Origin of the sequence: Streptomyces incarnatus (assembly GCF_001027185.1) — a bacterium.
Classification (GTDB): domain Bacteria; phylum Actinomycetota; class Actinomycetes; order Streptomycetales; family Streptomycetaceae; genus Streptomyces; species Streptomyces puniciscabiei.
Genome location: NZ_CP011497.1, coordinates 3,839,006 through 3,865,854 on the forward strand (window position 1 = coordinate 3,839,006; position 26,849 = coordinate 3,865,854).

The 26,849-nt window shown below is 72.1% G+C and carries 25 protein-coding genes; 8 read left to right on the forward strand and 17 right to left on the reverse strand.

Annotated elements, in window-relative coordinates; genetic code table 11:
- Positions 1-3: 3 nt before the first annotated feature.
- Positions 4-1,560 carry an MDR family MFS transporter gene (locus ABB07_RS17180; protein WP_425264729.1) on the reverse strand — a complete coding sequence of 519 codons (1,557 nt, stop codon included), beginning with the start codon at positions 1,558-1,560 and terminating at the stop codon, positions 4-6.
- A gap of 149 nt (positions 1,561-1,709) precedes the next feature.
- Between ABB07_RS17180 and ABB07_RS17185 the strand changes: the two genes are divergently transcribed.
- Together ABB07_RS17185 and ABB07_RS17190 are read left to right on the forward strand one after the other, a co-directional pair.
- Positions 1,710-2,309: a TetR/AcrR family transcriptional regulator gene (locus ABB07_RS17185; RefSeq protein ID WP_208899530.1), complete on the forward strand. Its 600-nt coding sequence runs from the start codon at positions 1,710-1,712 to the stop codon at positions 2,307-2,309.
- A gap of 143 nt (positions 2,310-2,452) precedes the next feature.
- Positions 2,453-3,070 (forward strand): HAD family acid phosphatase, encoded by a 618-nt coding sequence (locus ABB07_RS17190; protein ID WP_208899531.1) that lies wholly within the window; start codon positions 2,453-2,455, stop codon positions 3,068-3,070.
- A 78-nt stretch (positions 3,071-3,148) separates the two neighbouring features.
- On the opposite strand, the gene ABB07_RS17195 is transcribed toward ABB07_RS17190, so the two are convergent.
- Positions 3,149-5,674 carry an ATP-dependent Clp protease ATP-binding subunit gene (locus tag ABB07_RS17195; protein ID WP_208899532.1) on the reverse strand — a complete coding sequence of 842 codons (2,526 nt, stop codon included), beginning with the start codon at positions 5,672-5,674 and terminating at the stop codon, positions 3,149-3,151.
- 430 nt (positions 5,675-6,104) lie between these two features.
- On the opposite strand from ABB07_RS17195, the gene ABB07_RS17200 reads away from it, so the two are divergent.
- A complete protein-coding gene (locus ABB07_RS17200; RefSeq protein ID WP_208899533.1) occupies positions 6,105-6,845 on the forward strand; it encodes an SCO3374 family protein in 741 nt (246 codons plus the stop codon).
- On the opposite strand, the gene ABB07_RS17205 is transcribed toward ABB07_RS17200, so the two are convergent.
- From ABB07_RS17205 to ABB07_RS17250, 10 genes are all read right to left on the reverse strand, one after another.
- Positions 6,824-7,159, reverse strand: a complete 336-nt coding sequence (locus tag ABB07_RS17205; RefSeq protein ID WP_030872805.1) for a histone-like nucleoid-structuring protein Lsr2 — start codon at positions 7,157-7,159, stop codon at positions 6,824-6,826. The two genes, ABB07_RS17200 and ABB07_RS17205, sit on opposite strands and share 22 nt — an antisense overlap.
- 214 nt (positions 7,160-7,373) lie before the next feature.
- A complete protein-coding gene (locus tag ABB07_RS17210; protein ID WP_208899534.1) occupies positions 7,374-7,907 on the reverse strand; it encodes an amino-acid N-acetyltransferase in 534 nt (177 codons plus the stop codon).
- Positions 7,908-7,916: 9 nt separating this feature from the next.
- On the reverse strand, positions 7,917-8,366 hold the full coding sequence (locus tag ABB07_RS17215) for a BlaI/MecI/CopY family transcriptional regulator (RefSeq protein WP_244189398.1): 450 nt from the start codon (positions 8,364-8,366) through the stop codon (positions 7,917-7,919).
- A gap of 176 nt (positions 8,367-8,542) precedes the next feature.
- Positions 8,543-8,722 carry a hypothetical protein gene (locus ABB07_RS17220; protein ID WP_208899536.1) on the reverse strand — a complete coding sequence of 60 codons (180 nt, stop codon included), beginning with the start codon at positions 8,720-8,722 and terminating at the stop codon, positions 8,543-8,545.
- Positions 8,723-8,921: 199 nt separating this feature from the next.
- Positions 8,922-9,617: a hypothetical protein gene (locus ABB07_RS17225; protein ID WP_208903484.1), complete on the reverse strand. Its 696-nt coding sequence runs from the start codon at positions 9,615-9,617 to the stop codon at positions 8,922-8,924.
- Positions 9,618-9,877: 260 nt separating this feature from the next.
- Entirely contained in the window at positions 9,878-10,675 is a 798-nt protein-coding gene (locus ABB07_RS17230; RefSeq protein WP_055708030.1) for a type III pantothenate kinase, read from the reverse strand.
- Between the two features lie 5 nt (positions 10,676-10,680).
- Positions 10,681-11,658 (reverse strand): carboxylating nicotinate-nucleotide diphosphorylase, encoded by a 978-nt coding sequence (gene nadC / locus ABB07_RS17235; protein ID WP_208899537.1) that lies wholly within the window; start codon positions 11,656-11,658, stop codon positions 10,681-10,683.
- Between the two features lie 29 nt (positions 11,659-11,687).
- A complete protein-coding gene (locus tag ABB07_RS17240) occupies positions 11,688-13,397 on the reverse strand; it encodes an L-aspartate oxidase (protein WP_208899538.1) in 1,710 nt (569 codons plus the stop codon).
- Positions 13,394-14,386, reverse strand: coding sequence for a pantoate--beta-alanine ligase (gene panC / locus ABB07_RS17245; protein ID WP_208899539.1), 993 nt, complete (start codon positions 14,384-14,386; stop codon positions 13,394-13,396). Before panC ends, ABB07_RS17240 begins: the two co-directional genes overlap by 4 nt.
- Positions 14,383-15,348, reverse strand: coding sequence for a Rossmann-like and DUF2520 domain-containing protein (locus ABB07_RS17250; protein WP_208899540.1), 966 nt, complete (start codon positions 15,346-15,348; stop codon positions 14,383-14,385). The genes panC and ABB07_RS17250 overlap by 4 nt, the downstream gene beginning before the upstream one ends.
- A gap of 263 nt (positions 15,349-15,611) precedes the next feature.
- Here ABB07_RS17250 and ABB07_RS17255 point away from each other — a divergent pair, with 263 nt between their 5' ends.
- Positions 15,612-16,793, forward strand: a complete 1,182-nt coding sequence (locus ABB07_RS17255; protein ID WP_208899541.1) for a threonine aldolase family protein — start codon at positions 15,612-15,614, stop codon at positions 16,791-16,793.
- Here the strand turns inward: ABB07_RS17255 and ABB07_RS17260 are convergent, their stop codons facing one another.
- The gene (locus ABB07_RS17260) at positions 16,794-16,994 is read right to left on the reverse strand and encodes a hypothetical protein (protein WP_208899542.1); all 201 of its coding nucleotides are present in this window, start codon (positions 16,992-16,994) and stop codon (positions 16,794-16,796) included.
- Positions 16,995-17,168: 174 nt separating this feature from the next.
- Between ABB07_RS17260 and ABB07_RS17265 the strand changes: the two genes are divergently transcribed.
- Entirely contained in the window at positions 17,169-18,272 is a 1,104-nt protein-coding gene (locus tag ABB07_RS17265; RefSeq protein WP_208899543.1) for a DUF5937 family protein, read from the forward strand.
- A 629-nt stretch (positions 18,273-18,901) separates the two neighbouring features.
- Here ABB07_RS17265 and ABB07_RS17270 read toward each other — a convergent pair.
- A complete protein-coding gene (locus ABB07_RS17270) occupies positions 18,902-19,573 on the reverse strand; it encodes a response regulator transcription factor (protein WP_208899544.1) in 672 nt (223 codons plus the stop codon).
- Positions 19,574-19,641: 68 nt separating this feature from the next.
- Positions 19,642-20,850 (reverse strand): sensor histidine kinase, encoded by a 1,209-nt coding sequence (locus tag ABB07_RS17275; protein WP_208899545.1) that lies wholly within the window; start codon positions 20,848-20,850, stop codon positions 19,642-19,644.
- 118 nt (positions 20,851-20,968) lie between these two features.
- Here ABB07_RS17275 and ABB07_RS17280 point away from each other — a divergent pair, with 118 nt between their 5' ends.
- Positions 20,969-22,147: an SAM-dependent methyltransferase gene (locus ABB07_RS17280; protein ID WP_208899546.1), complete on the forward strand. Its 1,179-nt coding sequence runs from the start codon at positions 20,969-20,971 to the stop codon at positions 22,145-22,147.
- Positions 22,148-22,171: 24 nt separating this feature from the next.
- On the opposite strand, the gene ABB07_RS17285 is transcribed toward ABB07_RS17280, so the two are convergent.
- Positions 22,172-23,323: an NADH-quinone oxidoreductase subunit D gene (locus ABB07_RS17285; RefSeq protein ID WP_208899547.1), complete on the reverse strand. Its 1,152-nt coding sequence runs from the start codon at positions 23,321-23,323 to the stop codon at positions 22,172-22,174.
- Positions 23,324-23,354: 31 nt separating this feature from the next.
- Here ABB07_RS17285 and ABB07_RS17290 point away from each other — a divergent pair, with 31 nt between their 5' ends.
- Both ABB07_RS17290 and ABB07_RS17295 read left to right on the forward strand, forming a co-directional pair.
- Positions 23,355-23,858: a PH domain-containing protein gene (locus tag ABB07_RS17290; RefSeq protein ID WP_208899548.1), complete on the forward strand. Its 504-nt coding sequence runs from the start codon at positions 23,355-23,357 to the stop codon at positions 23,856-23,858.
- Positions 23,855-25,186 carry a PH domain-containing protein gene (locus tag ABB07_RS17295; protein ID WP_208899549.1) on the forward strand — a complete coding sequence of 444 codons (1,332 nt, stop codon included), beginning with the start codon at positions 23,855-23,857 and terminating at the stop codon, positions 25,184-25,186. Before ABB07_RS17290 ends, ABB07_RS17295 begins: the two co-directional genes overlap by 4 nt.
- A 74-nt stretch (positions 25,187-25,260) precedes the next feature.
- On the opposite strand, the gene ABB07_RS17300 is transcribed toward ABB07_RS17295, so the two are convergent.
- Positions 25,261-26,757: a hypothetical protein gene (locus tag ABB07_RS17300; RefSeq protein WP_208899550.1), complete on the reverse strand. Its 1,497-nt coding sequence runs from the start codon at positions 26,755-26,757 to the stop codon at positions 25,261-25,263.
- Positions 26,758-26,849: the final 92 nt, after the last annotated feature.

A 26,849-nucleotide genomic window follows, 5' to 3' on the forward strand; every position in this document is an offset into this window, starting at 1 on the left:
GGTTCAGACGGCCTCGACGACCTGCACCGGAGCCACCTCGTCGCCGCTGTCCGCCGAAGGCTTCCCGCTCTTCAGCGGAACCTCCTTCACGAACAGCGCCGCGATCAGCACGATCACCGCGACCACCGCGCCCAGCAGGAAGGCCGAGTGCGTACCGGCGGACACGGCGTGCTGGTACGCCTCCCGCGCCACAGCCGGCAGCTTCGCCAGGCTCTTGGCGTCCAGCTGCGCGGACTTCTCGGTGACGCCCTTGCCCAGCGCGCCGGCCCGCTCGGCCATGACGTGCTTGACCCGGTCGTTGAACAGCGCGCCCATGATGGCCACGCCGAAGGAGGAGCCGAGCGTACGGAAGAGGGTGGTGGACGAGGACGCGACGCCCATGTCCTTCATCTCCACGCTGTTCTGCGCCACCAGCATGGTGATCTGCATCAGGCAGCCCATGCCCAGGCCCAGCACCGCCATGAAGATGCCGGAGGTCAGCCGGGTGGTGCCCGTGTCCATCAGCGACAGCAGATACAGCCCGACGATCATCAGCGCACCGCCGACGATCGGGAAGACCTTGTAGCGGCCGCTGTTGGTGGTGACCCGGCCCGCGACCATCGAGGTCACGAGCATCGCGCCGAGCATGGGCAGGAGCAGCAGACCGGAGTTGGTCGCCGAGGCGCCCTGCACCGACTGCTGGTAGAGCGGCAGGTAGAGCGTGGCGCCGAACATCACGAAGCCGGTGATGAAGCCGATGACGGACATCAGGGTGAAGTTGCGGCTGGCGAACATGTGCATCGGCACCACCGGCTCGGCGGCCCTGAACTGCCAGAACACAAAGCCGATCAGCGCGGCCACGCCGATGCCGATCAGCTCCATGATCCGCGCGGAGGTCCAGGCGTACTCGGAGCCGCCCCAGGTGGTGACCAGCACGATCGAGGTGATGCCGACGGTCAGCAGCAGGACGCCCCAGTAGTCGATGCGCGCCTGCGACCGCTTCTTCGGCAGCTGCAGCACGGCGCTGACCAGGGCCAGGGCCACGGCGCCGAGCGGCAGGTTGATGTAGAAGGACCAGCGCCAGCCCCAGTTGTCGGTGATGGTGCCGCCGACCAGCGGGCCGCCGATCATCGCCAGCGCCATGACACCGGCCATCATGCCGGTGTACTTGCCGCGCTCCCGCGGCGGTATCAGATCGCCGATGATCGCCATGACGCCGACCATCAGACCGCCCGCGCCCAGGCCCTGCACGGCCCGGAAGCCGATGAGCTCGCCCATGTTCTGGGCCATGCCGCTGAGCGCCGAGCCGATCAGGAAGAGCACGATCGAGGCGAGGAACGAGCTCTTGCGCCCGTACATGTCGCCGAGCTTGCCCCAGATCGGGGTGGAGGCCGCGGTGGCCAGGGTGTAGCCGGTGACCACCCAGGACAGGTGCTCCAGGCCGCCCAGGTCGCCCACGATCGTCGGCATCGCCGTACCCACGATCATGTTGTCGAGCATCGCGAGCATCATCGCGATCATGAGCGCGAGCAGGACGACGCGCACGCTTCTGGGCTGTTTGCCCTCCTGTTTGCTTTCCATGACGCTTTCGACCGTGTCCGCCATCTCTTCCCAATCCCCCTGCGGCGGCTACTTACTTGCCGCCCGGCTAGTTCACTACACTGGGGAAGGTAGACCCGTCACTAGCCGGGCGTCAAGTAAGTTTCTGCGGGAGCGCAAGGAGTACGAGGATGGGCGTCACCATGGACGGCACCAAGCACCAGCGCCGCGGCAACACCCGCCAGCGCATCCAGGACGTCGCGCTCGAACTCTTCGCGGAGCAGGGCTACGAGAAGACCTCCCTGCGCGAGATCGCCGAGCGTCTCGACGTCACGAAGGCGGCCCTGTACTACCACTTCAAGACGAAGGAAGAGATCATCGTCAGCCTCTTCGAGGACCTGACGAAACCGATCGAGGACCTGATCGAGTGGGGTCGCAGGCAGCCACACACCCTGGAGACCAAGGAGGAGGTGGTACGGCGCTACAGCCGCGTGCTCGCCGACGCCGAACCGCTCTTCCGCTTCATGCACGACAACCAGGGCACGGTCCGGGACCTGCGCATCGGTGACACCTTCAAGGACCGGATGCGCGATCTGCGGGACATCCTGATCGACCCGAAGGCCGAACTCGTCGACCAAGTGCGCTCGGTCAGCGCGATGTTCACCCTGCACGCGGGGATGTTCCTGATGCAGGACCTCCAGGGCGACTTCGAGACGAAGCGCACGGCGGTTCTCGAAGTGGCCCTGGACCTGATCACCCAGGCACATGAACACGCCCGCCGGCAGGACTGACCCGGACCGCGACACGAAATGTGACGCACACCTCTGGCCACCTACCGTTCGGTAACCCTACGGTTCCTCTCGCGCCATCCTCACCTCAGATCATGCCCCTGACATTTCAGGCACGCGTACGGACGTGAGAGGACCCCCCACCGATGACCAGACGCCCCTGGGCGCACCGCATATCCGCCACCGCCGTCTCCGTGGCCGCCCTGGCCGCGATGGCCGCCCCGGCCCACGCGGCGGACGACACGGCGGCCACCGGCGGCTCCGCCACCAAGGTGGACTACGCCACCTGGCAGAAGGACTGCCAGGCCGTGATGGACCAGGCCCTGCCGTATCTGAAGGAGCGGATCGCCGACGCCGCACCGGGCGAGAAGCAGGCCATCGTCTTCGACATCGACAACACCACGCTGGAGACCGACTTCGGCTTCAGCTACCCCCAGCCGGCCAACAAGCCGGTCCTGAACGTCGCGAAGTACGCCCAGGAGCACGGCGTCTCGCTGTTCTTCGTCACGGCCCGCCCGGGCATCATCTACCTGCCCACCGAGTACAACCTCGAACACGACGGCTACGACGTCTCCGGCCTCTATGTGCGCGGCCTGTTCGACCTCTTCAAGGACGTCGCCGCCTACAAGACCGCCCAGCGCGCCGACATCGAGAACAAGGGCTACACGATCATCGCGAACATCGGCAACAGCGCCACCGACCTGTCCGGCGGCCACGCCGAGAAGACTTTCAAACTGCCGGACTACAACGGGCAGTTGTCGTAAGCCACGGCCCGTGCGGGCATGCGAAGGGGCCGGTGCTGTGAGCACCGGCCCCTTCGACTCGGCCCGTCGGCCGGAGGCTTACGCCTCCTTGCTCAGGTTCGGCCCGGCACCGCCGGCCGCCTGCTCGATCGGCGGGACGTCGGGCAGCGCCGACTTCTCCTCACCGCGGAAGGTGAAGGTCTGGGACTCGCCCTCGCCCTCGGTGTCCACGACCACGATGTGACCGGGACGCAGCTCGCCGAAGAGGATCTTCTCCGAGAGCGTGTCCTCGACCTCGCGCTGGATCGTGCGGCGCAGCGGACGCGCGCCCAGCACCGGGTCGTAACCCTTCTTGGCCAGCAGCTCCTTGGCGGACTGGGAGAGCTCGATGCCCATGTCCCGGTCCTTCAGGCGCTCGTCCACCTTGCTGATCATCAGGTCGACGATCCGCAGGATGTCCGACTGCGTCAGCTGCGGGAAGACCACCACGTCGTCGACGCGGTTGAGGAACTCGGGGCGGAAGTGCTGCTTGAGCTCGTCCGACACCTTGTTCTTCATGCGCTCGTAGTTGGTCTTCGTGTCACCCGCGGCGGCGAAGCCGAGGTTGAAGCCCTTGGAGATGTCCCGGGTGCCGAGGTTGGTCGTCATGATGATGACCGTGTTCTTGAAGTCCACGACCCGGCCCTGGGAGTCGGTCAGGCGACCGTCCTCCAGGATCTGCAGCAGCGAGTTGAAGATGTCCGGGTGGGCCTTCTCGACCTCGTCGAAGAGGACGACGGAGAACGGCTTGCGGCGGACCTTCTCGGTCAGCTGGCCGCCCTCTTCGTAGCCCACGTAGCCGGGGGGCGAACCGAAGAGACGCGACACCGTGTGCTTCTCGCTGAACTCCGACATGTCGAGGGAGATCAGCGCGTCCTCGTCGCCGAAGAGGAACTCGGCGAGCGCCTTGGACAGTTCGGTCTTACCGACACCCGACGGGCCCGCGAAGATGAACGAACCACCGGGACGCTTGGGGTCCTTCAGGCCCGCGCGCGTACGGCGGATCGCCTTCGACAGCGCCTTGACGGCGTCGTTCTGGCCGATGACCCGCTTGTGGAGCTCGTCCTCCATGCGGAGCAGACGGGAGGACTCCTCCTCGGTCAGCTTGAAGACCGGGATGCCGGTCGCCGTGGCGAGGACCTCGGCGATCAGCTCGCCGTCGACCTCGGCGACGACGTCCATGTCGCCGGCCTTCCACTCCTTCTCCCGCTTGGCCTTGGCGGCAAGGAGCTGCTTCTCCTTGTCCCGCAGGGAGGCGGCCTTCTCGAAGTCCTGCGAGTCGATCGCGGACTCCTTGTCCCGGCGGACGGCGGCGATCTTCTCGTCGAACTCGCGCAGGTCCGGCGGAGCGGTCATCCGGCGGATGCGCATCCGGGAACCGGCCTCGTCGATCAGGTCGATCGCCTTGTCCGGCAGGAAGCGGTCGGAGATGTACCGGTCGGCCAGGGTGGCCGCCTGGACCAGGGCCTCGTCCGTGATGGAGACGCGGTGGTGCGCCTCGTAGCGGTCGCGCAGGCCCTTGAGGATCTCGATCGTGTGCGGCAGGGACGGCTCGGCGACCTGGATGGGCTGGAAGCGGCGCTCCAGGGCCGCGTCCTTCTCCAGGTGCTTGCGGTACTCGTCCAGGGTGGTCGCACCGATGGTCTGCAGCTCGCCACGGGCCAGCATCGGCTTGAGGATGCTCGCCGCGTCGATGGCGCCCTCGGCGGCACCCGCACCGACCAGCGTGTGCAGCTCGTCGATGAACAGGATGATGTCGCCGCGGGTGCGGATCTCCTTGAGCACCTTCTTCAGGCGCTCCTCGAAGTCACCGCGGTAGCGGGAACCGGCGACCAGGGCGCCGAGGTCCAGGGTGTAGAGGTGCTTGTCCTTGAGGGTCTCGGGCACCTCGCCCTTGACGATGGCCTGGGCGAGGCCCTCGACGACGGCGGTCTTGCCGACGCCGGGCTCACCGATCAGCACCGGGTTGTTCTTGGTACGGCGGGACAGCACCTGCATGACCCGCTCGATCTCCTTCTCGCGCCCGATGACCGGGTCGAGCTTGGACTCACGAGCGGCCTGGGTGAGGTTCCGGCCGAACTGGTCCAGGACGAGAGAGGTCGAGGGGGTGCCCTCGGCCGGGCCGCCGGCGGTGGCGGTCTCCTTGCCCTGGTAACCGGAGAGCAGCTGGATGACCTGCTGCCGCACCCGGTTGAGGTCTGCGCCCAGCTTGACCAGGACCTGGGCGGCGACGCCCTCGCCCTCGCGGATCAGGCCGAGCAGGATGTGCTCCGTGCCGATGTAGTTGTGGCCCAGCTGAAGGGCCTCGCGGAGCGACAGCTCCAGGACCTTCTTGGCACGGGGGGTGAAGGGGATGTGCCCGGACGGGGCCTGCTGGCCCTGGCCGATGATCTCCTCCACCTGCTGGCGGACCGCCTCAAGCGAAATGCCGAGGCTCTCCAGGGCCTTAGCGGCGACACCTTCGCCCTCGTGGATGAGACCCAGGAGGATGTGCTCGGTGCCGATGTAGTTGTGGTTGAGCATCCGGGCTTCTTCCTGAGCCAGGACGACAACCCGCCGCGCGCGGTCGGTGAACCTCTCGAACATCGTTAATCGCTCCTCAGAGCGGTCAGGCAGTGGGGGGAACTTCCCCTCCCTGTCCTTCCGCAGCTTAGTCCCGCAAGCGGGGACCGCTCATTCCAACTGCCGACACCGTCGATGGCCTCCTGACCGTGTGCGCCGACATCTGCTCCAACCCGATGGTGCGAGACGATGTTCCCGCAGGCCAGGCAGTTACCCCACTCGCCAGTACGCCGATGGCGAACGTGAGACGTCCCGTCCTGCGTGTCGCCCCCTCCCACTAGGGATGTCTTACCCGCTGGGACTGACACTCCATGCGGCGCGCACCGGTTCCCTCCGCTATGGGCGAACAACCTTGCGCCTCCCCCGCGCTCCCGCGCGCCCCTCTTTCTACACTCTGCGCGATCACGTTGACACCTGGCGTAACCCGGCGGTCGTTTCGGCGGTTGCGCTTGGCATGGTTGGCTCGGTCCACACGGCCTCAACGGTCCCCCTTCCCCGTCGCCCTCTGGATCCGGACGTACCGGACACCGGTGATCTCCTGGCCGGCCCCGACGCCCGGGTCCGGCACTGGTACGAGAACGATCTGGGCTGGGCGACAGTGCCCGGACGGCCGCTGCGGCTGCTCACCGGGGTGCGGTTCGACGTCCTGGACGTGCCGGCCGAGGCGGGCGCGGGGGCGCTCCGGCATCTCGCGCCGGGCTCTCCGGTGGCCCTTCGGGGCGGCCGGATGGAGCTGCTGGTGGCCGCGGGCAGCGCGGAGGAGCTGCCGGGGCTGCTGGACTGGCTGGAGTGGAGCGCCGTGGCCCTCGACCTACGGGTCCTGGGGGCGGGCGACGCGATGGAGGCGCCGGTCCCGCCGGCGAACGTGCCCGAGGGAGCCGGACGGTCCGGGTCCGGGCAGGAGGCCGAGTGGGCCGGGTCCGGGCAGGAGGCCGAGTGGGCCGGGTCCATGCAGGGGGCCGGGTGGGCCGGGTCCATGCAGGGGGCCGCCGTATGGCTGCGGCCCCCTGGGCCCGGAGGCGAGGCCGAGGCCTCGTTGCCGGCGATGCCGGCCATGGGGCGCGCGAAGGGCGCCCCCGATCTCGTACGACTGCTGGACACGGTGGCAGCTCAGTGTCACCGGGTCCGGCTGCGGCGCCCGCGCGCGGGACTGCCGGCCGCCTGCCGGCGGGATCAGCCGTTGGCCTTCTCGTAAGCCTCGCGAATGGACGCGGGAACACGGCCGCGGTCGTTGACCTCGTAACCGTTCTCCTTCGCCCAGGCGCGGATCGCCGCGGTGTCCTGGCTGCCGCCGGAAGCGGCACGCGCCTTTCCGCGTCCGCCCGAAGCACGGCCACCGGTACGACGGCCACCCTTCACATAGGGGTCGAGAAGGCCGCGCAGCTTGTCCGCATTGGCAGTCGTGAGGTCGATCTCGTACGTCTTGCCGTCCAGCGCGAACGTCACCGTCTCGTCCGCCTCGCCGCCGTCGAGGTCGTCGACAAGAAGGACCTGAACCTTCTGTGCCACCGGATTTCCTTTCATCGATAACGTTGAGGGCCAGGGGTGTGCGGCGTCCGCCGTTTCGCCGCCCCTGTTATATGCAGTACTGCAGTACGTCGGAAAGCAAACCGCTTTTGCCGGAAAAACACAAACCCCTGGGAGAGGAGCGGTAGAGGAGCGACGGAGCCCCTCCGTCCGGAAACATGCGCGTTTCGGACATAGGGCACCCGGGCAATGACGATCACAGATGCAGAAGCATCCGGCTGTTGCCCAAGGTGTTCGGTTTCACTCGTTCGAGACCGAGGAACTCCGCGACGCCCTCGTCATAGGAACGCAACAGCTCCGCGTACACATCGGTGTCGACCGGCGTCTCCCCGATCTCCACGAAGCCGTGCTTCCCGAAGAAGTCCACTTCGAAGGTCAGGCAGAAAACCCGGCGAACGCCGAGCCAGCGGGCGGTCTGCAGCAACTTCTCCAGCAACTGATGGCCGACGCCGGCGCCCTTCAGGCCGGGCTTCACCGCGAGAGTGCGGACTTCCGCGAGGTCCTCCCACATGACGTGCAGCGCGCCGCAGCCGACCACCTCGGCGTTGTCGTCGCGTTCCGCGACCCAGAACTCCTGGATGTCCTCGTAAAGGGTGACCGTGGCTTTGTCGAGCAGGATGCGGTCGCGGGCGTAGGCGTCGAGGAGGCGGCGCACGGCCGGGACATCGCTGGTCCGGGCGCGGCGGACCGTGATGGCTTTTGCGGAGACTTCGGGGCGCTCTGCTGACATGAGCGGACGCTATCGCCCGTCCGCGTCAGGTGCCGAGCCGGGGTTCTCCTCTTCCCGGGCTTCGGGCGCTTCCTGTTCCGGGGCTTGCTGTTGTACGGCTTCCTGTTGCCGGGCTTCCGGGGCTTGCGGGGTTTCCGGGCCCTGGACGATGCGTACCGCGTCCCGGAGCGCCTGGCGCTGTTCCTCGCTCATCATCCCGAAGAAGGCGACGAGTGCGGCGGCCGGGTTGTCGCTCTGCGACCAGGCGTCGTTCATGAGGGCGGCGGCGTAGGCGGCTCGCGTCGAGACGGCCTCATATCGATAGGCCCGCCCTTCCGCCTCCCGGCGCACCCAGCCCTTCTGATGGAGATTGTCCAAAACGGTCATCACGGTGGTGTACGCGATCGAGCGTTCCTGCTGGAGGTCTTCCAGGACTTCTCGAACGGTCACCGGGCGGTTCCACTTCCACACCCGCGTCATGACCGCGTCTTCGAGTTCTCCCAATGGGCGAGGCACAACTCAGAACAATAGTGGGAGATCCCGGCAATGGCGTGCCGGACGTGCACTAAGTCCGCGAACGCGAACAAAAGGGGCGCAGAGCTCGCAGTTACGGGGCGCAGAGCCCGCAGTTACGGAGGGGGGCTCTGCAGACTGTCTCAGGCGTCGCCGCCGACGGAGGTCTGACGCGCGCTCTCCGCGCGCGCGAGGGCGGCGTCGACGGCCGCGTCCTCCTTGGCCTTGGCGGCCCCGCCCTGGGTCTTCACGATCACCCTGACCACGCCGATGAAGAACACGGCCATCACGACCGGGGGCACGAGCGCGGAGACGTAGTCCATGCCCCCAGAGTAGCCACGGGACCACACCTGAAAGGTGCGGGGGTGCGCAAACCCCTCGGCCCCATCGCCCCACCTGCGCCTCCGGCAACGCGCGAGCCGCCGACGGCGCGTCCGGCCCGCCAGGGCCACCCGGCCCGGCGACGGTGGCTGTACACGTGGTGCCGGCGGCAGGGCGGGGCCGGCCGGAGGGCGGGGATGGTCAGCCGGCGGCCAGCTGGCGGGTTTCGGTGCGGGTTTCAGTGCGGGTTTCGGTCGGGTTCGCCGGAGGGGCCGGCTTGCGGCGCGGGAAGACCTCCCCCGGCGTGGGGATGGGCCGCTTCGGCGCCCCGGGCTCCGTGCCGGGCCGCTCCCCGGGCGTCGGCGCGGGTTTCGGGGCGGGCTTCTGCGGGGGCTTCTGTGCGGGCTTCTGAGGCTCTCCGGCGCGCTCCTGGTCCTGCGCCGGCCCGGGTGCTCCGCCGCCGCCGGGGAGGGCCAGCAGGCGGGTGCGAGAGGGCGGTACGGCGGGGGCCGGCACCTTGCGCGCGCCCTGCGCGAACCGGGCCCGTACATCCTGCTCGGCCAGCGCCTGGCAGCGGTCCAGCAGCGCGGCCGCCGCCGGGTTCCCGCGCAGCGCCCGCAGCGCGGCGAGATCGTCCGGCGTCGGCCGGTGCCCGGCGCCCAGCGCCTCCTCCAGAAGGGTGAGGTAGCCGGCGGCGGTACCCGGCAGCGCCGCCCGGTACCGGCCGAGGTCGGCCACCAGGAAAGCGCGCAGTCTCGCCCCCTCGCACATCGCCTCGTCGAGCGACTCGGCGAGCCGGAAGCAGTCCTGTACGTCCTCGGCGGACGCTTGGCCGGGGTGAAGGGCGAGGGCGAGGGCGCGGCGGAGCACACGCAGCTCCTCCACGCCGAACGCCATGCCGCCGCGGGATCCGTATGGCGTGGGCATGCGGCGACGCTACCGCTAATCGGACAAAAGTGACGAATAGGGATGATCTTTCCGTCGCGTGTCGCTCCGGGTTTCCCTCGACCGGGGCTACGGCACGCGCACGACCGGGTCTGCGGCACGCACGCGTGCGGCGGAAAAACCGGCGCCCCTCCCAGGCACCGGTCCTCCACGGGCCGGTCACCTCAGCCGGCGGTCGGCTCACGCGCCGGTCACACCACGCGCCGGTCAGCTCACAGCCGCGACACGTTCCGCTCGTACACCAGCCGCAGCCCGATCAGCGTCAGCCAGGGCTGGTGCTCGTCGATCACCGAGGACTCCCCCAGCACCATGGGCGCGAGCCCGCCCGTGGCGATCACGCGCACATCGTCCGGGTCGTCGGCGAGCTCCCGGGCCATCCGGCTCACGACCCCGTCGACCTGCCCGGCGAAGCCGTACACGATGCCGGACTGCATGGCCTCGACCGTGTTCTTGCCGATCACGCTGCGCGGCCGGGCCACCTCGATCTTCCGCAGCTGCGCGCCCTTGACGCCGAGCGCCTCCACGGAGATCTCGATGCCGGGCGCGATGACACCGCCGACGTACTCGCCGCGCGCGGAGACCGCGTCGAACGTGGTCGCCGTACCGAAGTCGACGACGATCGCCGGGCCGCCGTACAGCTCGACGGCCGCGACCGCGTTGATGATCCGGTCCGCGCCGACCTCCTTGGGGTTGTCGGTGAGGATCGGTACGCCCGTCTTCACGCCCGGCTCGACCAGGACGGCGGGGACGTCGCCGTAGTAGCGCCGGGTGACCTCGCGCAGCTCGTGCAGCACCGACGGGACGGTCGCGCAGATCGCGATGCCGTCGATGCCGTCGCCCAGCTCCTCGCCGAGCAGCGGGTGCATGCCCATCAGGCCCTGGAGCAGCACCGCCAGCTCGTCCGCCGTACGGCGCGCGTCCGTGGAGATGCGCCAGTGCTCGACGATGTCCTCGCCGTCGAACAGGCCGAGGACGGTGTGCGTGTTGCCGACGTCGATCGTGAGGAGCATCGCGGTTACTCCGCCTCGCGCAGGTCGAGGCCGATGTCCAGGATCGGCGCGGAGTGGGTGAGCGCGCCGACGGCCAGGAAGTCCACGCCGGTGTCGGCGTACACGCGCGCGATGTCGAGCGTGAGCCGGCCGGAGGCCTCCAGCAGGGCCCGGCCGTGGACGATCCCGACGGCCTCCGCGCACTCGTCGGGCGTGAAGTTGTCCAGCAGGATCAGGTCGGCGCCCGCCTCGACGACCTCGCGCAGCTGGTGCAGGGTGTCGACCTCGACCTCGATCGGGATGTCCGGGAAGTTCTCCCGTACGGCCTTGAAGGCCTGCGCGACGCCGCCGGCCGCCACCACGTGGTTGTCCTTGACCAGGGCGGCGTCGGACAGCGACATGCGGTGGTTGACTCCGCCGCCGCAGCGCACGGCGAACTTCTCCAGCGAGCGCAGGCCCGGGGTCGTCTTGCGGGTGTCGCGGACCTTCGTCTTGGTGCCCTCCAGCGCGTCCGCCCACGCGCGCGTGGCGGTCGCGATGCCGGACAGGCGGCACAGGATGTTCAGCGCGCTGCGCTCGGCGGTCAGCAGGTCACGCGTGCGCGTGGTGACCGACAGCAGCTTCTGCCCGGCCTCCACACGGTCGCCGTCCTCGACGTGCCGCTCGACCTCGAACTCGTCCGTGCAGACCACGGAGAGCACCGCCTCGGCGACCCTGAGACCCGCCACGACGCCCCCCTCGCGCGCGGTGAAGTCGCCGGTGGCGGTGGCTTCCTCCGGGATGGTCGAGACGGTCGTCACGTCCACCCCGCCGTCCAGGTCCTCCTGGATGGCCACGTTGGCGATGTCCTCGACCTCGATCGGATCGAGCCCGGCGGCGGCCAGCAGCTCGGCGAGCGCGGGGTCGAGCCCGCTCTCCAGATACTCCTCGTCGCCGTCCGCGCCACAGGCACAGCCGTCGCCGCAGCCGCCGGTCGGGGCGAGGGGAAGGTCGTCGGTGCTCACGTCTGTCACTGCTCCTGGGGCGCTGGGTGTTACCGGGTAGGGGGGAAGTCTGCGGTGTCGGTGGTGTGCACGGCCAGCGACCGGTCCGGGTTCAGCCGTACGACGATGTGCCGCCGCCACTGGGTGTCGTCGCGCTCGGCGCGGTCCTCGCGCCAGTGGCAGCCGCGGGTCTCCTCGCGCAGCCGCGCGGCCGCGACCAGGACGCGGGCGACGCACAGGAGGTTGGTGGCCTCCCAGGTGTCGACGCCGGGCTCGGCGGTCTTGCCGTTCTCCTCCAGGGCGTCGCGGGCCTCCGTGTGCAGCCGCTGCAGCTGTTCGGCGGCCCGGGCGAGGGACTCCTCGGAGCGCAGCACGCCGGCGCCCTCGGTCATGATCCGCTGGATGGCGAACCGGCTCTCGGGGGCGAGCAGCGGGTGCGCGGGCGTCTCGGGGTGCTCGACCGGCACGGGCACACGCGCGTGGAGGCCGTTCTCCGCCCACGCGGCGGTGATGTCGGCGGCGATCCGCTCGGCGTACACGAGGCCTTCGAGGAGGCTGTTGGAGGCGAGCCGGTTGGCGCCGTGCACGCCGGTGCAGGCGACCTCGCCGCACGCGTACAGGCCCGGCACGGTGGTACGGCCCCGGGCGTCGGTGCGCACGCCTCCGGAGGCGTAGTGGGCGGCCGGGGCGATCGGGATGAAGTCGGTGAGCGGGTCGATGCCGTTGGCGCGGCAGGCGGCCAGGATGGTCGGGAAGCGGTGCTCCCACATCTCGGCGCCGAAGTGCCGGGCGTCCAGGTACATGTGCTCGGCGCCCTGCTCCAGCATCCGCCGCAGGATGCCCTTGGCGACGATGTCCCGGGGCGCCAGCTCGGCCAGCTCGTGCTGCCCGACCATGAAGCGCACCCCGTCGGCGTCGACCAGGTGGGCGCCCTCGCCGCGCACCGCCTCGGAGACCAGCGGCTGCTGGCCCTCGGCGTCCGGGCCGAGGAACAGCACCGTCGGGTGGAACTGCACGAACTCCAGGTCGCTGACCTCGGCGCCCGCGCGCAGGGCCAGCGCCACGCCGTCGCCGGTCGACACCGACGGGTTGGTGGTCGCGGAGAACACCTGGCCCATGCCGCCGGTCGCGAGCACCACCGCGGGGGCGTGCACGGCGCCCACGCCGTCGTGCTGGCCCTCGCCCATCACGTGCAGCGTGACACCCGCCGTACGGCCCTCGGCGTCGGTGAGCAGGTCCAGCACCAGCGCGTTCTCGATGGTGTGCAGCCCACGCGCGCGTACCGCCTCCACGAGCGCCCGGGAGACCTCCGCGCCGGTCGCGTCGCCGCCCGCGTGCACGATCCGGCGCCGGTGGTGGCCGCCCTCGCGGGTGAGGTGGATGTCGCCCTCGTCGTCGGTGTCGAAGTGGGCACCGGTGGAGATCAGCCGCCGTACCGCGTCGGGGCCCTCGGTGGCGAGGATCCGTACGGCCTCCTCGTCGCACAGGCCCACGCCGGCCACCAGGGTGTCCTCCAGGTGCTGCTCGGGCGTGTCGCCCTCGCCGAGCGCGGCCGCGATGCCTCCCTGGGCCCACCGCGTGGAGCCGTCGTCCAGGCGGGCCTTGGTGACGACGACCGTCGTCAGGCCCGCGGCCTGGCAGCGCAGGGCCGCGGTCAGGCCTGCCACGCCGGAGCCGACGACGACCACGTCCGCGGAGATGGCCCAGCCGGGGGCGGGCGCGTGCAGTCGTATGCCGGTGCTGGTGCCTGTGCTGGTCACGAGGCGGCTCCAAAGGTCAAGGGAAGGTTGTCGATCAGCCGGGTCGTGCCGACCCGGGCGGCGACGGCGAGGACGGCCTCGCCGGTGAAGTCGTCGCCGATCTCGGTGAAGTCGGACGGGTCGACGAGTGCGAGGTAGTCCAGTTCGAGCGGCGGGACCAGGCGGGCGGCCTCGTCCAGCACCTGGCGGGCGGCCGCGCGGACGGCCGCCGGGCCGCCCGGGGACGCCGTGGCGACCGCGTGCGCGTCGGCGGCCGCGCGGGACTCCCCGAGCGCGCTCAGCGCCTCGGCACGCGCGTGCGTGGAGGGCACTTCGCGGGCACGCGCGCGCAGCGCCTCCTGCGCGGCGTGCCGGTCACGGCCCGCGAACAGCGCGCGGGACAGCGCGAGCGCGGTGCGGCGCTCGTCCGGGGAGAGGTAGCGGTTGCGGCTGGACAGGGCGAGCCCGTCCTCCTCGCGCACGGTCGGTACGGCGACGATCTCGATGCCGAAGTTCAGGTCCCGCACCATGCGCCGGATCAGGGCCAGCTGCTGGGCGTCCTTCTGGCCGTAGAGGGCCACGTCGGGGCGGGTGAGGTGGAGCAGCTTGGCGACGACGGTCAGCATGCCGTCGAAGTGGCCGGGGCGCGAGGCGCCCTCCAGGCGTTCGCCCATGGGGCCGGCGGTGATCCGGACCTGGGGGTCGCCGCCGGGGTAGACCTCGTCCACGGAGGGTGCGAACACCGCGTCCGCTCCGGCCTGTTCGGCGATCTTCAGGTCGGCGTCGAGGGTGCGCGGGTAGCGGTCCAGGTCCTCGCCGGCGCCGAACTGGAGCGGGTTGACGAAGACGGTGACGACGACCTCGCCGTCCGGTCCGGCGATCTCGCGCGCGGTGCGGATGAGGGTGGCGTGGCCTTCGTGCAGGGCGCCCATGGTCATCACGACGGCGCGGCGGCCGCGGCGCACGCGCGCGTGGAGCTCGTCGGCGGTGCTCAGCAGGGCGGTGGTCATCGGTCGTTCCCCTCGGTGCCGTGAGTGCCGTTCGTGCCGCCCGGGCCGGGCGTGCCGCCGGTGCCGTCGGCCAGCACGCCGAGCAGGTCCTCGGCGAGTTCGGGCTTCAGCAGGCCGTGCGCGAGCGCCCGGTCGGCGGTCGCGCGGGCCATCGCGACATAGCCCGCGACGGTCTGCGGGGCGTGCCTGCGCAGCTCGGTGATGTGCGCGGCGACCGTGCCGGCGTCGCCGCGCGCGACGGGCCCGGTGAGCGCCGCGTCACCGGAGCGCAGCGCGTTGTCCAGGGCGGCGCCGAGCAGCGGGCCGAGCATCCGGTCGGGCGCCTCGACGCCCGCCGTGCGCAGCAGCTCCATGGACTGGGCGACGAGGGTCACCAGGTGGTTGGCGCCGAGCGCGAGGGCCGCGTGGTAGAGCGGGCGGTTCTGCTCGCTGATCCACTCGGGCTCGCCGCCCATCTCGATGACGAGGGCCTGGGCGGCCAGGCGCAGTTCCTCGGGCGCGGTGACGCCGAAGGAGCAGCCGGCGAGCCGCTGGACGTCCACGGGCGTGCCGGTGAAGGTCATCGCCGGATGCAGGGCCATCGGCAGCGCGCCCGCGCGCAGGGCGGGGTCGAGGACGCGCGCGCCGTACCGCCCGGAGGTGTGCACGAGCAGCTGGCCGGGCCGTACCGCACCGGTCTCGGCGAGACCGGTGACCAGGCCCGGCAGGACGTCGTCGGGGACGGTGAGCAGCACCAGGTCGGCGCGCCGCAGGACCTCGGCGGGCGGCACCAGCGGCACATCCGGGAGCATGGTCTCCGCACGCCGCCGGGAGGCGTCGGAGACGCCGGAGACGGCCACCGGGCGGTGCCCGGCGAGCTGGAGGGACGCGGCGAGCGCGGGGCCCACGCGGCCGGCGCCGACGACGCCGACGGTGAGCCGCGCTGGGCGGTCCTTGAGGTCTTGCTGGTGGACTGTACTCACGCGACGGCGGCCTTCCCGTTCCAGTCCGCTCTGGGTACCGGACGATTTCTCGTCATGTTAACGCTATCTCGGTCCGGCGCCGATCGGTTGTCCACAGGCTGTGGGTTACGCCACGTGTACGGGCCGCAGTCGCGTGTCCGACCGGTGCCCCGGCCGCGCCTCGGCTCGCAGCGTCGCCACGCGTGCGTGCGCAGAAAGTCGCCACGCGTGCGTGCGCAGAAATCCGGCTGCCCGGGCGGGCACCCGCGCGGCATGATCCGCCCATGACTGACACGGCGGAACCGAGCGACGGACAGCAGACGGCGCAGTCCGAACGGGAACGGATGCGGGAGCGGCGCCGGGGCGCCTTCGCGAAGGCGGAGCGTGTGCTGTCGCGCCCGGGCTTCCAGCGCACGATCCGCGAGCGGCTGGCGGCTCTCCAGGAAGCGGCACCCGAGGTGTACGACCTGGACCGGCACGGGGACATCTACGGCAACGGGATCGTGGCCGACCTGGAGGAACGGGTCGCGGCCCTGCTCGGCACGGAGGCCGCCGCGTTCTTCCCGACCGGCACGATGGCCCAGCAGGTGGCGTTGCGCTGCTGGGCGGGCCGCACCGGCAACCGCGCGGTCGCCCTGCACGCCCTGGCCCACCCGGAGGTGCACGAGCGGCATGCCTTCAGCGAGGTCAGCGGGTTGCGTCCGGTGCGCGTGACCGGCGAGCCCCGGCTGCCCACCGCCGCCGAGATACGCGACTTCGACGAGCCCTTCGGCACGCTGATGCTGGAACTGCCGCTCCGGGACGCCGGTTTCGTGCTGCCCACCTGGGAGGAGCTGACCGAGGTCGTCGGGGCCGCGCGGGAGCGCGACGCGGTGGTGCACTTCGACGGTGCGCGCCTTTGGGAGTGCACCGTCCACTTCGGCCGGTCCCTGAAGGAGATCGCGGACCTGGCCGACAGCGTCTACGTGTCGTTCTACAAGTCCCTCGACGGCTTCGGCGGCGCCGCGCTGGCCGGTCCGAAGACGCTGGTGGACGAGGCGAAGACGTGGCGGCACCGGTACGGCGGCATGGTCTTCCAGCAGTTCCCCACCGCGCTGTCGGCGCTCGCCGGTCTGGAGCGCGAGCTGCCCCGGCTGCCGGACTACGTGCGGCACGCGCGCGTGGTCGCCGCCGCGCTGCGGGAGGGTTTCGCGGCGGCGGGGGTCCCGTGGGCGCGCGTGCACCCCGAGGAGCCGCACACCCACGACTTCCAGGTCTGGCTGCCGTACGACCCGGACGTCCTGACGGAGGCGGCGGTGCGCCAGGCCGAGGAGACGGGGACCTACCTCTTCGCCGTGCCCTGGGACCGCCGCGGTCCCGGGTTGTCCTTCAGCGAGGTCGCCGTGCGCGCGCCGGGCCTGGAGTGGACGGCGGACGACGTACGGGCGGCCGTCGCCGACTTCGTGGAGCGCCTGCCCACGGGGTGATCACAAGGCGCGCAGCCACCGGCGCAGGGCGTGCCGCACGCGCCCTCGCGCCGGGCGCCCGGCGATGACCGCGTGGAAGCGCCGGTGGTCGAGCAGTTCGCGGACCAGGCCGGCGTCGTGCCGGCCGGGCGCGGGCGGCTCCGGTTCGCCGAGCACGCGGGCGCGGTAACCGTCCAGGAGGTACTGCTGGGTGATGCTCATGACGGATCGCCTTCTCGGGACGTGAACTGGTCGGTGACGGACGGGTGTCCGGCCGGGCTCCGCGGCTGCCCCGGTGCCTCCAGCCTGCTGCCGGCCGGGACGGCTGTCCCGTGGATTGACACCTGCCGTCAATCCACGGCGGCTCTGTCAGTGGCCGGGTGCACGATGGAGGGCATGAGCGTGACCATCGACATCACCGGACTGCCGCTGGAGCGGGTTGTCGTCGTGCCCTCTCCGCTGGCGGAGCTGGGGATGGCGTTGCACGCCCTCAGCGAGCCCGGCCACCACCCCGGCCTGCAGGGCTGGGCGACCGCCGTCTCCTCCCGGCTGGACCCCTGCCTGGCGGACCGGCTGTGCGAGGCCGACTTCCTGTGGCGTACGACGTTCTCCGACGTCTTCGCCCCGTTCGCGGGCATCCCCGGCGGCCGCGCGCTCCCCGCCGCCACCCTCGCCGAGGAACTGGATCTGCTCGACAAACTGGCGGACGACCAGTTCGTCACGGCGGCCCTGGAGTTCACCTGCCAGTTGCGCTACGACGTCCGGGAACCCGGCCCGCTCGAGGACCCGGAGCTGCGCCGCCGCTCGCTGGAACTGGCCGCCGCGCGCGGTGTGGTGCAGGAGCGGTTCACGCGCCGGCTGCTGGAGGACCCGCCCGCCGTCCGTGCCTGGTTCCGGGAGCTGATGCTCGACTGCGACGAGGCGTTCTTCGCCGACACCTGGGCCCGTCTCCAGCCGCAGCTCGCCGCCGACGCCCGGCACAAGACCGAGCTGCTGCGCCGCAAGGGCCTCGGGGAGGCGCTCGCGGCCCTGTCCGGGGCCGTCTCCCTGGACGAGGAGGCCGCGCTCATCACGGTCGACAAACTCCTGGTGGGCCGCACCGCGACCGGCGACGGCGGGCTGGTCCTCGTCCCGACCAGCCTCGGCTGGCCGCACGTGATGGTCCTGCACCGGTACGGCTGGCAGCCCACGATCACCTACCCGGCGAGCGGCTCCCGCCCGCAGGCCCCGTCCGTCGAACAGCTCACCCGCCGCATGGAGGCGCTGGCCCACCCGGTGCGGATGCGGCTGTGCCGGCATCTGGCGCGGGCCCCGCACACCACGAGCGAACTGGCCGACGCACACGGCATGTCGGCGCCCGAGATATCCCGGCACCTGGCGGTGCTGAAGAAGGCGGGCCTGATCACCGACTGCCGCCGGGGCCGGTACGTCCAGCACCAGCTGGACCTGGCGGCGGTGGCCCGGCTGGGCAGCGACTTCATCGAGGGCGTCCTGCGCTGAGGCCCCTCACCGCAGCGGGCGTCAGCCTTGACCCCGGGGGCCGGTGGTCATGCCGGTGACGGTGCCGCTCGGCCGTGACCACGGCAGGCTGGAGGGCGCGTGCCAGGGATTCCGCGGGGCAGGCGGGGAGGGCGCGTGCCAGGGTGCCCGTGGGGCAGGCGGGAGGGCCAGTGCGAGGGCGCCAGCGGGGCAGGCGGGAGAGCGCGTGCCAGGGTGCCTGGGAGACGGCCGACAGGGGTCAGTGCTGGCCGTATCCGGGCCGGGCAGCCGACAGTGCCGGTCGCAGCCATGGGTCCGCGGGGCCCCCGGCGCGACCGGGCCCCGGAGCGCCATGGACGCGCCGGCACCCGCCACCGCAGCCGGTGCGAGCCGTGGCGCCGGGGCAGCCGCCCCAGCCCAGTCCGAACCACGGCACCCGGGAGCAGCCGCCCCAACCCGGCCCCAGCCACGACACCAAGAGCAGCCGCCCCAACCCGGCCCCAGCCACGACACCAAGAGCAGCCGCCCCAACCCGGCCCCAGCCACAGCACCGGGAGCAGCCGCCCCAGTCCGGTCCCAGCCAAGGCACCGGGAGCAGGTGGCAGGGCCGGTCCCGGCCGTGGGTACGGGAGCGGGCGGCAGCGTCTGTCTCAGCCGTGGCCACCCGCGCGGACCAGTCCCGTCTCGTAGGCGAGCACCACGACCTGCACCCGGTCGCGCAGGGAGAGCTTGGTCAGGATGCGGCCCACGTGGGTCTTCACCGTCGCCTCGCTGAGCACCAGCCGGGCCGCGATCTCACCGTTGGAAAGGCCCTGCGCGACCAGCACCATCACCTCGCGCTCCCGGTCGGTGAGCCGCTCCAGCTCCTTGTGCTGCGGCTCCTTGCCGGTGGCCGGCAGCATCGGCGCGAAGCGGTCCAGCAGGCGCCGGGTGGTGGAGGGCGCCACGACCGCGTCACCGCTGTGCACGGCCCTGATCGCGCCGAGCAGATCAGCGGGCGGCACGTCCTTCAGCATGAAACCGGAGGCGCCCGCCTTCAGCCCGGAGAAGGCGTACTCGTCCAGGTCGAAGGTGGTCAGGATCAGCACCTTGGGCGGGTCGGGCTCGGCGCAGATCCGCCGGGTGGCCTCGACGCCGTCCAGCTTGGGCATGCGGACGTCCATCAGGACGACGTCGACCGGCGTGGACCGCAGCACCTGCAGGGCCTCGACGCCGTCACCCGCCTCCGCCACGACCTCCATGTCCGGCTGGGCGGCGAGCACCATCCGGAACCCGGTGCGCAGCAGCACCTGGTCGTCGACGAGCATCACGCGGATCGTCATCGGGCCTCTTTCGGTCGGAATTCGGTGGTACCGGTGTTACAGGTGTCAACCAGACGCGTGCGGCCGCGTCAGTGCGCCGGTTTGAGCGGGAGCAGGGCACTGATGCGGAATCCTCCGCCCGGGCGCGGGCCCGCGTCCAGGGTGCCGCCGACCATGCCGACCCGTTCACGCATACCGATCAGGCCGTGCCCCTGGCCGTCGGCGCCGCCCTCCTCGTACAGCTCGTGCGGCGCGCCCTTGCCGTCGTCCTCGACGAGCAGCCCGAGCCCGTCGTCGAAGTAGACCAGCCGGACGCTCGCGCCCGCGTTGGGCCCGCCGTGCTTGCGGGTGTTGGTGAGTGCCTCCTGCACGATCCGGTACGCCGTCAGCTCCACGCCGCTCGGCAGCGGGCGCGGGGTGCCCTCGACCTTGAAGTCGACCGGGAGTCCGGAGCTGCGGCACTGCTCGATCAGCTCGTCGATCTGGTCGACGTCGGGCTGCGGGACGTACTCCCCGCTCTCCTGGTGCTCGCCGGTGCGCAGCACGCCCAGCAGGCGGCGCATCTCGGCGAGGGCCTGACGGCCGGTGGAGGAGATCGTCTCCAGGGCCTTCTTCGCCTGGTCGGGGGCGGCGTCGAGGACGTAGGCGGCGCCGTCGGCCTGCACCACCATCACCGACACGTTGTGCGCCACCACGTCGTGCAGCTCGCGCGCGATGCGGGCGCGCTCGGCGGCCACCGCGACCTTGGACTGCGCCTCGCGCTCCTTCTCCAGACGGGCCGCGCGCTCCTCCAGCTGGGCGAAGTAGGCGCGCCGGGTGCGCATGGAGTCACCGAGCACCCAGGCGAGCGCGAAGGGCACCGTCTGGAAGACGACTATGGCGGTCTGCCCGAGGAGGCTGCTGTGCTCGGCCGGCCAGCGGAGCTGCGCGAGGGTCGCCGCGACGAGGCTGGCGGCGAGCGCGAGCCGGGAGGCCCAGCGTGCGCCGATCGCCGCCACCGTGTAGGTGATCACCAGCAGCGCGAAGTCGGCGGCGGTCGTCTCGACGTCCAGCACCAGCTGGGCCAGGCCGGCCGCGAGGGCGACCAGCAGCATCGGCTCCGGGAAGCGGCGGCGCAGCGCGACGACGGCGCACAGGACGGCGGACACGGCCATCCCCGCGGCGAGCGGCATGCGGTGCGCGCCGGGCCGCAGGCTCATGCTCGCCACGACCGCTCCGGACAGCCCGAACAGGACGACGGCCCAGAAGGCGTCGACCCCGGTCGGGTGGCGGCGGAGGAAGTCGTAGAGGCGCTGCACGTAACCCAGAGTAGGGAAACCGGATGCGTGCAGGGGTCAACCGGAGGGCCGATCCGCGCCCGGGGCGCGTACTCCGCAAGGTGGAGGAAGTGATCACCTGTGTGCCTAGTCTGGTCCGGTGACGGATGAGACGGCACGGCGGGCGGGACGGAGTCCCGGCGACGGAAACGGCGGGCGCGCCGGGCGCGGCCGGCGCGGCTGGCGTGCGGCGACCGAGGCGGCGCTGTACGGGCCCGGCGGCTTCTACCGCCGTCCGGAGGGCCCGGCCGGGCACTTCCGTACGTCCGTGCACGCCTCCCCGCTGTTCGCGCGGGCCGTGGCCCGGCTGCTGTGCCGGGTCGACGAGGCGCTGGGGCGGCCGCCGGTGCTGGACTTCGTCGACATGGGCGCGGGGCGGGGCGAACTGGTCACCGGGGTGCTGGCCGCCCTGCCGGCCGACGTGGCGGCACGCGCGCGTGGGTACGCCGTGGAGCTCGCCGACCGCCCGGCCGGACTGGACGCACGCATCACCTGGCTGGACACGCCCCCGGCCGCCGTCACGGGTCTGCTGTTCGCCAACGAGTGGCTGGACAACGTGCCCGTGGACGTGGCCGAGGTCGACCCGGACGGTGTGCCCCGGCTGGTGCTCGTCGCCGACGACGGCACCGAACGGCTCGGGGAACCGGTGACGGGCGCGGAGGCGGACTGGCTGGCCCGGTGGTGGCCGCTGCCGCCCGAGGAAGGGCTGCGCGCGGAGATCGGGCTGCCCCGGGACCTGGCGTGGGCGCGGGCGGTGGAGCGGGTGGTGCGCGGGCTCGCGGTGGCCGTGGACTACGCGCACACCGTCGGCACGCGTCCCCCGTTCGGGACGCTGACCGGCTTCCGGGAGGGGCGCGAGACGGCGCCGGTGCCGGACGGGTCGTGCGACATCACGGCGCACGTCGCGCTGGACGCGTGCGCGGCGGCTGCCACGGCGCACCCGCCCTCGCCGGCACCCTGCGACACGGCACACGAGGCACATGAGGCACACGCGCCGCACACGCCCTTCGGCACAGCGCAGGAGCCCTCCTCCCGCCCAGCACTGCCCCCCGCGCGCCTCCTCACGCAGCGCGCCGCTCTCCGCGCCCTCGACATCACCGGCGCACGCCCCCCGCTCGCCCTTGCCTCCACGGACCCCGCGGCCTACGTGCGCGCCCTCGCGAGCGCTGGAGAGGCCGCCGAACTCACCGCCCCCGGCGGTCTCGGCGACTTCGGCTGGCTGGTCCAGCCGGTTGGAATTCCGGACCCTCTAGTTGGATTTCCGGACCCGCTCGCCTGAGCCGGCCCGGTCCCTGGGGCCGGCCTACTTGTCGATGTCGCCGACCACGAAGAACATCGAGCCCAGAATGGCCACCATGTCCGCCACCAGCGTCCCCGGCAGCAGCTCGGTCAGCGCCTGGATGTTGTTGTACGAGGCTGAGCGCAGCTTCAGCCGGTACGGCGTCTTCTCGCCCTTGCTGACCAGGTAGTAGCCGTTGATCCCGAGCGGGTTCTCGGTCCACGCGTACGTGTGCCCCTCGGGCGCCTTCAGCACCTTCGGCAGCCGCTGGTTGACCGGCCCGGGCGGCAGCTCGGCGAGCCGGTCCAGGCAGGCGTCCGCGAGGTCGAGCGCGTTGTGGGTCTGCTCCAGCAGAACCTCGAAGCGGGCGAGGCAGTCGCCCTCGCTCCGGGTGACGACCTTCAGGGTGTCCTGGAGGTCGCCGTACGCCAGGTACGGCTCGTCGCGGCGCAGGTCGAAGTCGACGCCCGAGGCGCGTGCGATGGGCCCGCTCACGCCGTAGGCGTGCACGGTCTCGGCGGTGAGGACGCCCACGCCTCGCGTGCGCCCCCGGAAGATCTCGTTGCCGAGCACCAGGTCGTCGAAGACGTCCATGCGCGAGCGCACGTCGGCGACGGCGGCACGCGCGCGTGCGGTCCACCCGGCCGGCAGGTCCTCCTTGAGGCCGCCGACGCGGTTGAACATGTAGTGCATGCGCCCGCCGGAGATCTCCTCCATGACGTTCTGGAGCACCTCGCGCTCCCGGAACGCGTAGAACACCGGGGTGATGCCGCCCAGCTCCAGCGGGTAGGAGCCGAGGAACATCAGGTGGTTCAGCACCCGGTTCAGCTCGGCGAGCAGCGTGCGCATCCACACCGCCCGCCCGGGCACCTCCATGCCGAGCATCCGCTCCACGGCGAGGACCACGCCCAGCTCGTTCGAGAACGCCGACAGCCAGTCGTGGCGGTTGGCGAGCACGATGATCTGGCGGTAGTCACGCGCCTCGAAGAGCTTCTCGGCGCCGCGGTGCATATAGCCGATCACCGGCTCCGCGCGCACGATGCGCTCCCCGTCCAGCACGAGCCTGAGCCGCAGCACGCCGTGCGTGGACGGGTGCTGGGGCCCGATGTTGAGCACCATGTCGGTGCTTTCCGCGGCGCCGCCGATCCCGACCGTGGTCTCCGTCGTAGGAGTCATGGCCCCAGTTTCCCCTACGTACCCTGGCCGCATGGAAACGGGGAGCCCGGAGGAGACCGGGACACCGGGGGCCGAGCTGGTGTGGCGGGGGCTGCGGCCCGCTCTGATGCGGGTGCGGCGGCTGCTCGTGGTGGTGTGGGCGGCGGCGCTCGCCGTCGTCACCGGGCTGCTCCTGGGCCTGCTCGTGGGTCCCCCGTGGGCCGCCTTCGCCCTGGTGCCCGTGGCCGGCGCCGCGTGGTGCTGGCGGCTGGTGGGCCGTAACTGGCGCTCGTGGCGGTACGCCGAGCGGGCGGACGACCTGCTGATCAGCCGCGGTGTCCTCTGGCGCGAGGAGACGGTGGTGCCGTACGGGCGGATGCAGCTGGTGGAGGTGACCTCCGGGCCCCTCGAGCGGCGCTTCGGGCTGGCCACCGTGCAGCTGCATACGGCGGCCGCCGCGACCGACGCCACCATCCCCGGCCTGGACCCGGCCGAGGCCGAACGGCTGCGCGACCGGCTCACCGAGCTGGGCGAGGCGCGATCGGCGGGCCTGTGACGGCCCCGGACCACGACGCGGAGATACCGGCGCCCGCGCCGGTGGCCGAGCGCCGGCTGCACCCCGTCACGCCGCTGCGCCGGGCGTGGGCGCCGGTCGCCGTGGTCGCCGGTTGGGCGGTGCACGACCCGAACGGGACGCAGGCGCAGCTGGCGCGGCTGACCACCACCGCGCTGCTGCTGGGGCTCGCGGTGCTGGTGCCGGTGGCCGGCCTCTACGGCTTCCTGTCCTGGTGGTTCACGCACTTCGCCGTCACCGACACCGAACTGCGCATCCGTACCGGCCTGTTGTTCCGGCGCACCGCGCACATCCGGCTGGAGCGCATCCAGGCCGTGGACGTCACCCGCCCCCTCCTCGCGCGCGTGGCGGGCGTCGCCAAGCTGCGGATCGACGTCGTCGGTGCCGACGACAAGGACGAGCTGGCCTTCCTCGGCGAGCAGGAGGCGCGCGCCCTGCGCGCGGAGCTGCTGGCGCGCGCGGCGGGTTTCGCGCCCGAGACGGCGCGCGAAGTCGGCGAGGCTCCGGCGCAGGAGCTGCTGCGCGTGCCCCCACGCGCGCTGGCGCTCTCCCTGCTGCTGACGGGCGCCACCTGGGGCTCGCTGTGCGCCGCGCTCGTCGTGCCGGCCGTGCTGTGGCTCACCACCCACAACCTGTGGACGGTCCTCGCGACCGCCCTGCCGCTGTTCGGCGCGGCCGGCGCGAGCAGCGCGGGACGGTTCGCCGGCGAGTTCGACTGGAAGGTGAGCGAGTCGCCGGACGGGCTGCGCATCGACCACGGGCTGCTCGACCGTACGCACGAGACGGTCCCGCCCGGCCGGGTGCAGACCGTGCGGATCGTGCAGCCGCTGCTGTGGCGGGGACTGGGATGGGTGCGGGTGGAACTGGACGTGGCCGGGTCCGCCAACTCGGTGCTGGTACCGGTCGCTCCGCTCCCGGTCGCCGAGGCGGTCCTCGCGCGCGTGCTGCCCGGGGTGACGGTGCCTCAGGAGCTGTCACGGCCGCCCGGGCGGGCCCGCTGGTGCGTGCCGGTGTGGTGGCGCGGGCGCCGCGTCGCGGTCACCGGTGCGGTGTTCGCCGCCCGGCACGGTCTGCTGCGCCGCCGGCTCTCGCTGGTCCCGCACGCCAAGGTGCAGAGCGTGCGGCTGAGTCAGGGGCCCTGGCAGCGTCTCTGGCGGCTCGCCGACGTCCACGTGGACACCGGGGCCGACAAGACCGTGACGGCCGGTCTGCGGGACGCGCGGGAGGCCGCACGGCTCCTGCACGACCAGGCGGAGCGGTCCCGTACGGGCCGCCGGGACGCCCGCCCCGACCGCTGGATGACCGGATGACATGAGGCCGGAATGACATGAGGCCCGGCTCCCCGCGCGGGAAGCCGGGCCTGAACGGCTCTACCGGTGCGGTCTCAGGAAGCCGCGGTGCGCAGTCCCTGGACGTCGATCTGCTCGGTCTCGTCGTGCGCGGTCAGGTCGATGACCTGACCGACACCGGCCGACCGCGCGTCGGCGTCCTTGAACGCGGCCTCGGTCTCCGCCTTGTGCACCGCGAGGGCCTCCGGGCCGACGACGTCGGCGAGATCCTCGTTCTGCACGGAGTCCAGCGCGGCCTTCGGGGCGTCCTTCTGGGTGCCGAAGAAGTCGAATCCGCCCTCGACGGCCGGGCGCCGGGTGGGCGCGGCCGGTACGACGGCCACCGCGGTCGGCACCGTGAAGTGCCCGGCGGGCAGCGGCGCCACGGGCTGGGCGGGCTCGGCCGGTGCCATGGGGTCGGCGGCCGCGCGCGCGTGCCCGCCGGCCGCCCCGGGCTGCCCCTGTGCCTCGTCCTCCTGGCCGGCCGGCGCACCGGCCTCGCTCACGGAGACACCGGCGGCGTCCGTGACACCGTCCGCCGCCGCGTCGTCACCGGTGTCTCCCGCAGCGCCTACCGGCTGCGCGGCGGGCTCGGCACCGCCCGCGTCGGCCTGGCGGACAGCGGCCTTGCGGACAGCGGCCTCGGAGACATCCGCGTCGGAGACATCGGCCTTGAGGACATCCGCCTTGCCGATCGCTGCAGCACCCGCGACGGCCCCGGTCTCACCGGCGTCGGGCGCACCGGCGTCGGCCTCACCGGTCTCGGAAGCCGGCGCCTCCGGGGCCGTATCCACGGCAGCCGCATCGGACGCCGCGGGCGTGGCCGTGTCCACGGAAGCCTCGGCGCCCCTGTCGGCGTCCTCGGGGTCACGCGAGGCCTCGCCGTCGAACCCGGCCAGGGCCATGAGGGCCCGCCGGTACAGCTGTGCGCCCTCGGGCGAGAACACCGCGTACGCCGTCGGCCCGTCCCCCGAGTCCGCTCCGGCCTCGGCGGTCTGAGCAGCCTCGGCGGGCTCCTCGGTCGCCGTCACCTCGGCCGGCTCCAGGTCCGGCTCGGCGCGGCGCGCGGGCGGCAGCGCGGGCGAGGACGAGGGCACGGCCGCCTCGAGCTCCAGCAGCCGGCGCCCCTCCAGCGCGCTCGCGCGCTCGGTCTCCGCCGTGGCGTACCGGCGCAGCAGGGCCGCGTGCTCGTTGCGCAGGCCGGCCAGCTCCGTGCGCTTGGCGCGCAGCCGCTGCTCCAGCTTCGTGCGCAGCTCGCGCGACTCCTCCAGGTCGGTCTCCAGTTCGGCGACCCGCTCCTCGTACCGCCACTCGTCGCTGGCACGCGCGCGTGTGAGGTCGGCGACCTGCTTGCCCGCATGGATGTCCCAGCGACGCATCACGAACGCGCCCACCACGGCCGTGGCCGCGGCGGCCCCGGCCAGCGCGCGCAACACCGTGGCCTCGGAGAACACCCAGGGACCCAGCGCGCAGACGAGGGACACGCCGGCGATCGCCGACGGGGGCAACAGCCGGTGCAGAGGTGGTGAATGGCGGTGGCGTCCACGTGGCATGGCCAGAAACTTACCGCGCGTAGGCGAATCGTGGACCCCCGCCCCGTAAAAACACGGCCACATCCTGGGCCTCACGCGGTATCAGGCCAGGA

Coding starts and splice junctions, on each gene's coding strand:
- ABB07_RS17300 (WP_208899550.1), bottom strand. CDS start 26,757: ATGCCACGTGGACGCCACCGCCATTCACCACCTCTGCACCGGCTGTTG.
- ABB07_RS17185 (WP_208899530.1), top strand. CDS start 1,710: ATGGGCGTCACCATGGACGGCACCAAGCACCAGCGCCGCGGCAACACC.
- ABB07_RS17285 (WP_208899547.1), bottom strand. CDS start 23,323: ATGACTCCTACGACGGAGACCACGGTCGGGATCGGCGGCGCCGCGGAA.
- ABB07_RS17210 (WP_208899534.1), bottom strand. CDS start 7,907: ATGTCAGCAGAGCGCCCCGAAGTCTCCGCAAAAGCCATCACGGTCCGC.
- ABB07_RS17180 (WP_425264729.1), bottom strand. CDS start 1,560: ATGGAAAGCAAACAGGAGGGCAAACAGCCCAGAAGCGTGCGCGTCGTC.
- ABB07_RS17290 (WP_208899548.1), top strand. CDS start 23,355: ATGGAAACGGGGAGCCCGGAGGAGACCGGGACACCGGGGGCCGAGCTG.
- ABB07_RS17255 (WP_208899541.1), top strand. CDS start 15,612: ATGACTGACACGGCGGAACCGAGCGACGGACAGCAGACGGCGCAGTCC.
- ABB07_RS17220 (WP_208899536.1), bottom strand. CDS start 8,722: ATGGACTACGTCTCCGCGCTCGTGCCCCCGGTCGTGATGGCCGTGTTC.
- ABB07_RS17195 (WP_208899532.1), bottom strand. CDS start 5,674: ATGTTCGAGAGGTTCACCGACCGCGCGCGGCGGGTTGTCGTCCTGGCT.
- ABB07_RS17260 (WP_208899542.1), bottom strand. CDS start 16,994: ATGAGCATCACCCAGCAGTACCTCCTGGACGGTTACCGCGCCCGCGTG.
- ABB07_RS17230 (WP_055708030.1), bottom strand. CDS start 10,675: ATGCTCCTCACGATCGACGTCGGCAACACGCACACCGTCCTCGGCCTG.
- ABB07_RS17265 (WP_208899543.1), top strand. CDS start 17,169: ATGAGCGTGACCATCGACATCACCGGACTGCCGCTGGAGCGGGTTGTC.
- ABB07_RS17215 (WP_244189398.1), bottom strand. CDS start 8,366: ATGACGCGGGTGTGGAAGTGGAACCGCCCGGTGACCGTTCGAGAAGTC.
- ABB07_RS17200 (WP_208899533.1), top strand. CDS start 6,105: ATGGTTGGCTCGGTCCACACGGCCTCAACGGTCCCCCTTCCCCGTCGC.
- ABB07_RS17270 (WP_208899544.1), bottom strand. CDS start 19,573: ATGACGATCCGCGTGATGCTCGTCGACGACCAGGTGCTGCTGCGCACC.
- ABB07_RS17225 (WP_208903484.1), bottom strand. CDS start 9,617: ATGGCGTTCGGCGTGGAGGAGCTGCGTGTGCTCCGCCGCGCCCTCGCC.
- panC (WP_208899539.1), bottom strand. CDS start 14,386: ATGACCACCGCCCTGCTGAGCACCGCCGACGAGCTCCACGCGCGCGTG.
- ABB07_RS17190 (WP_208899531.1), top strand. CDS start 2,453: ATGACCAGACGCCCCTGGGCGCACCGCATATCCGCCACCGCCGTCTCC.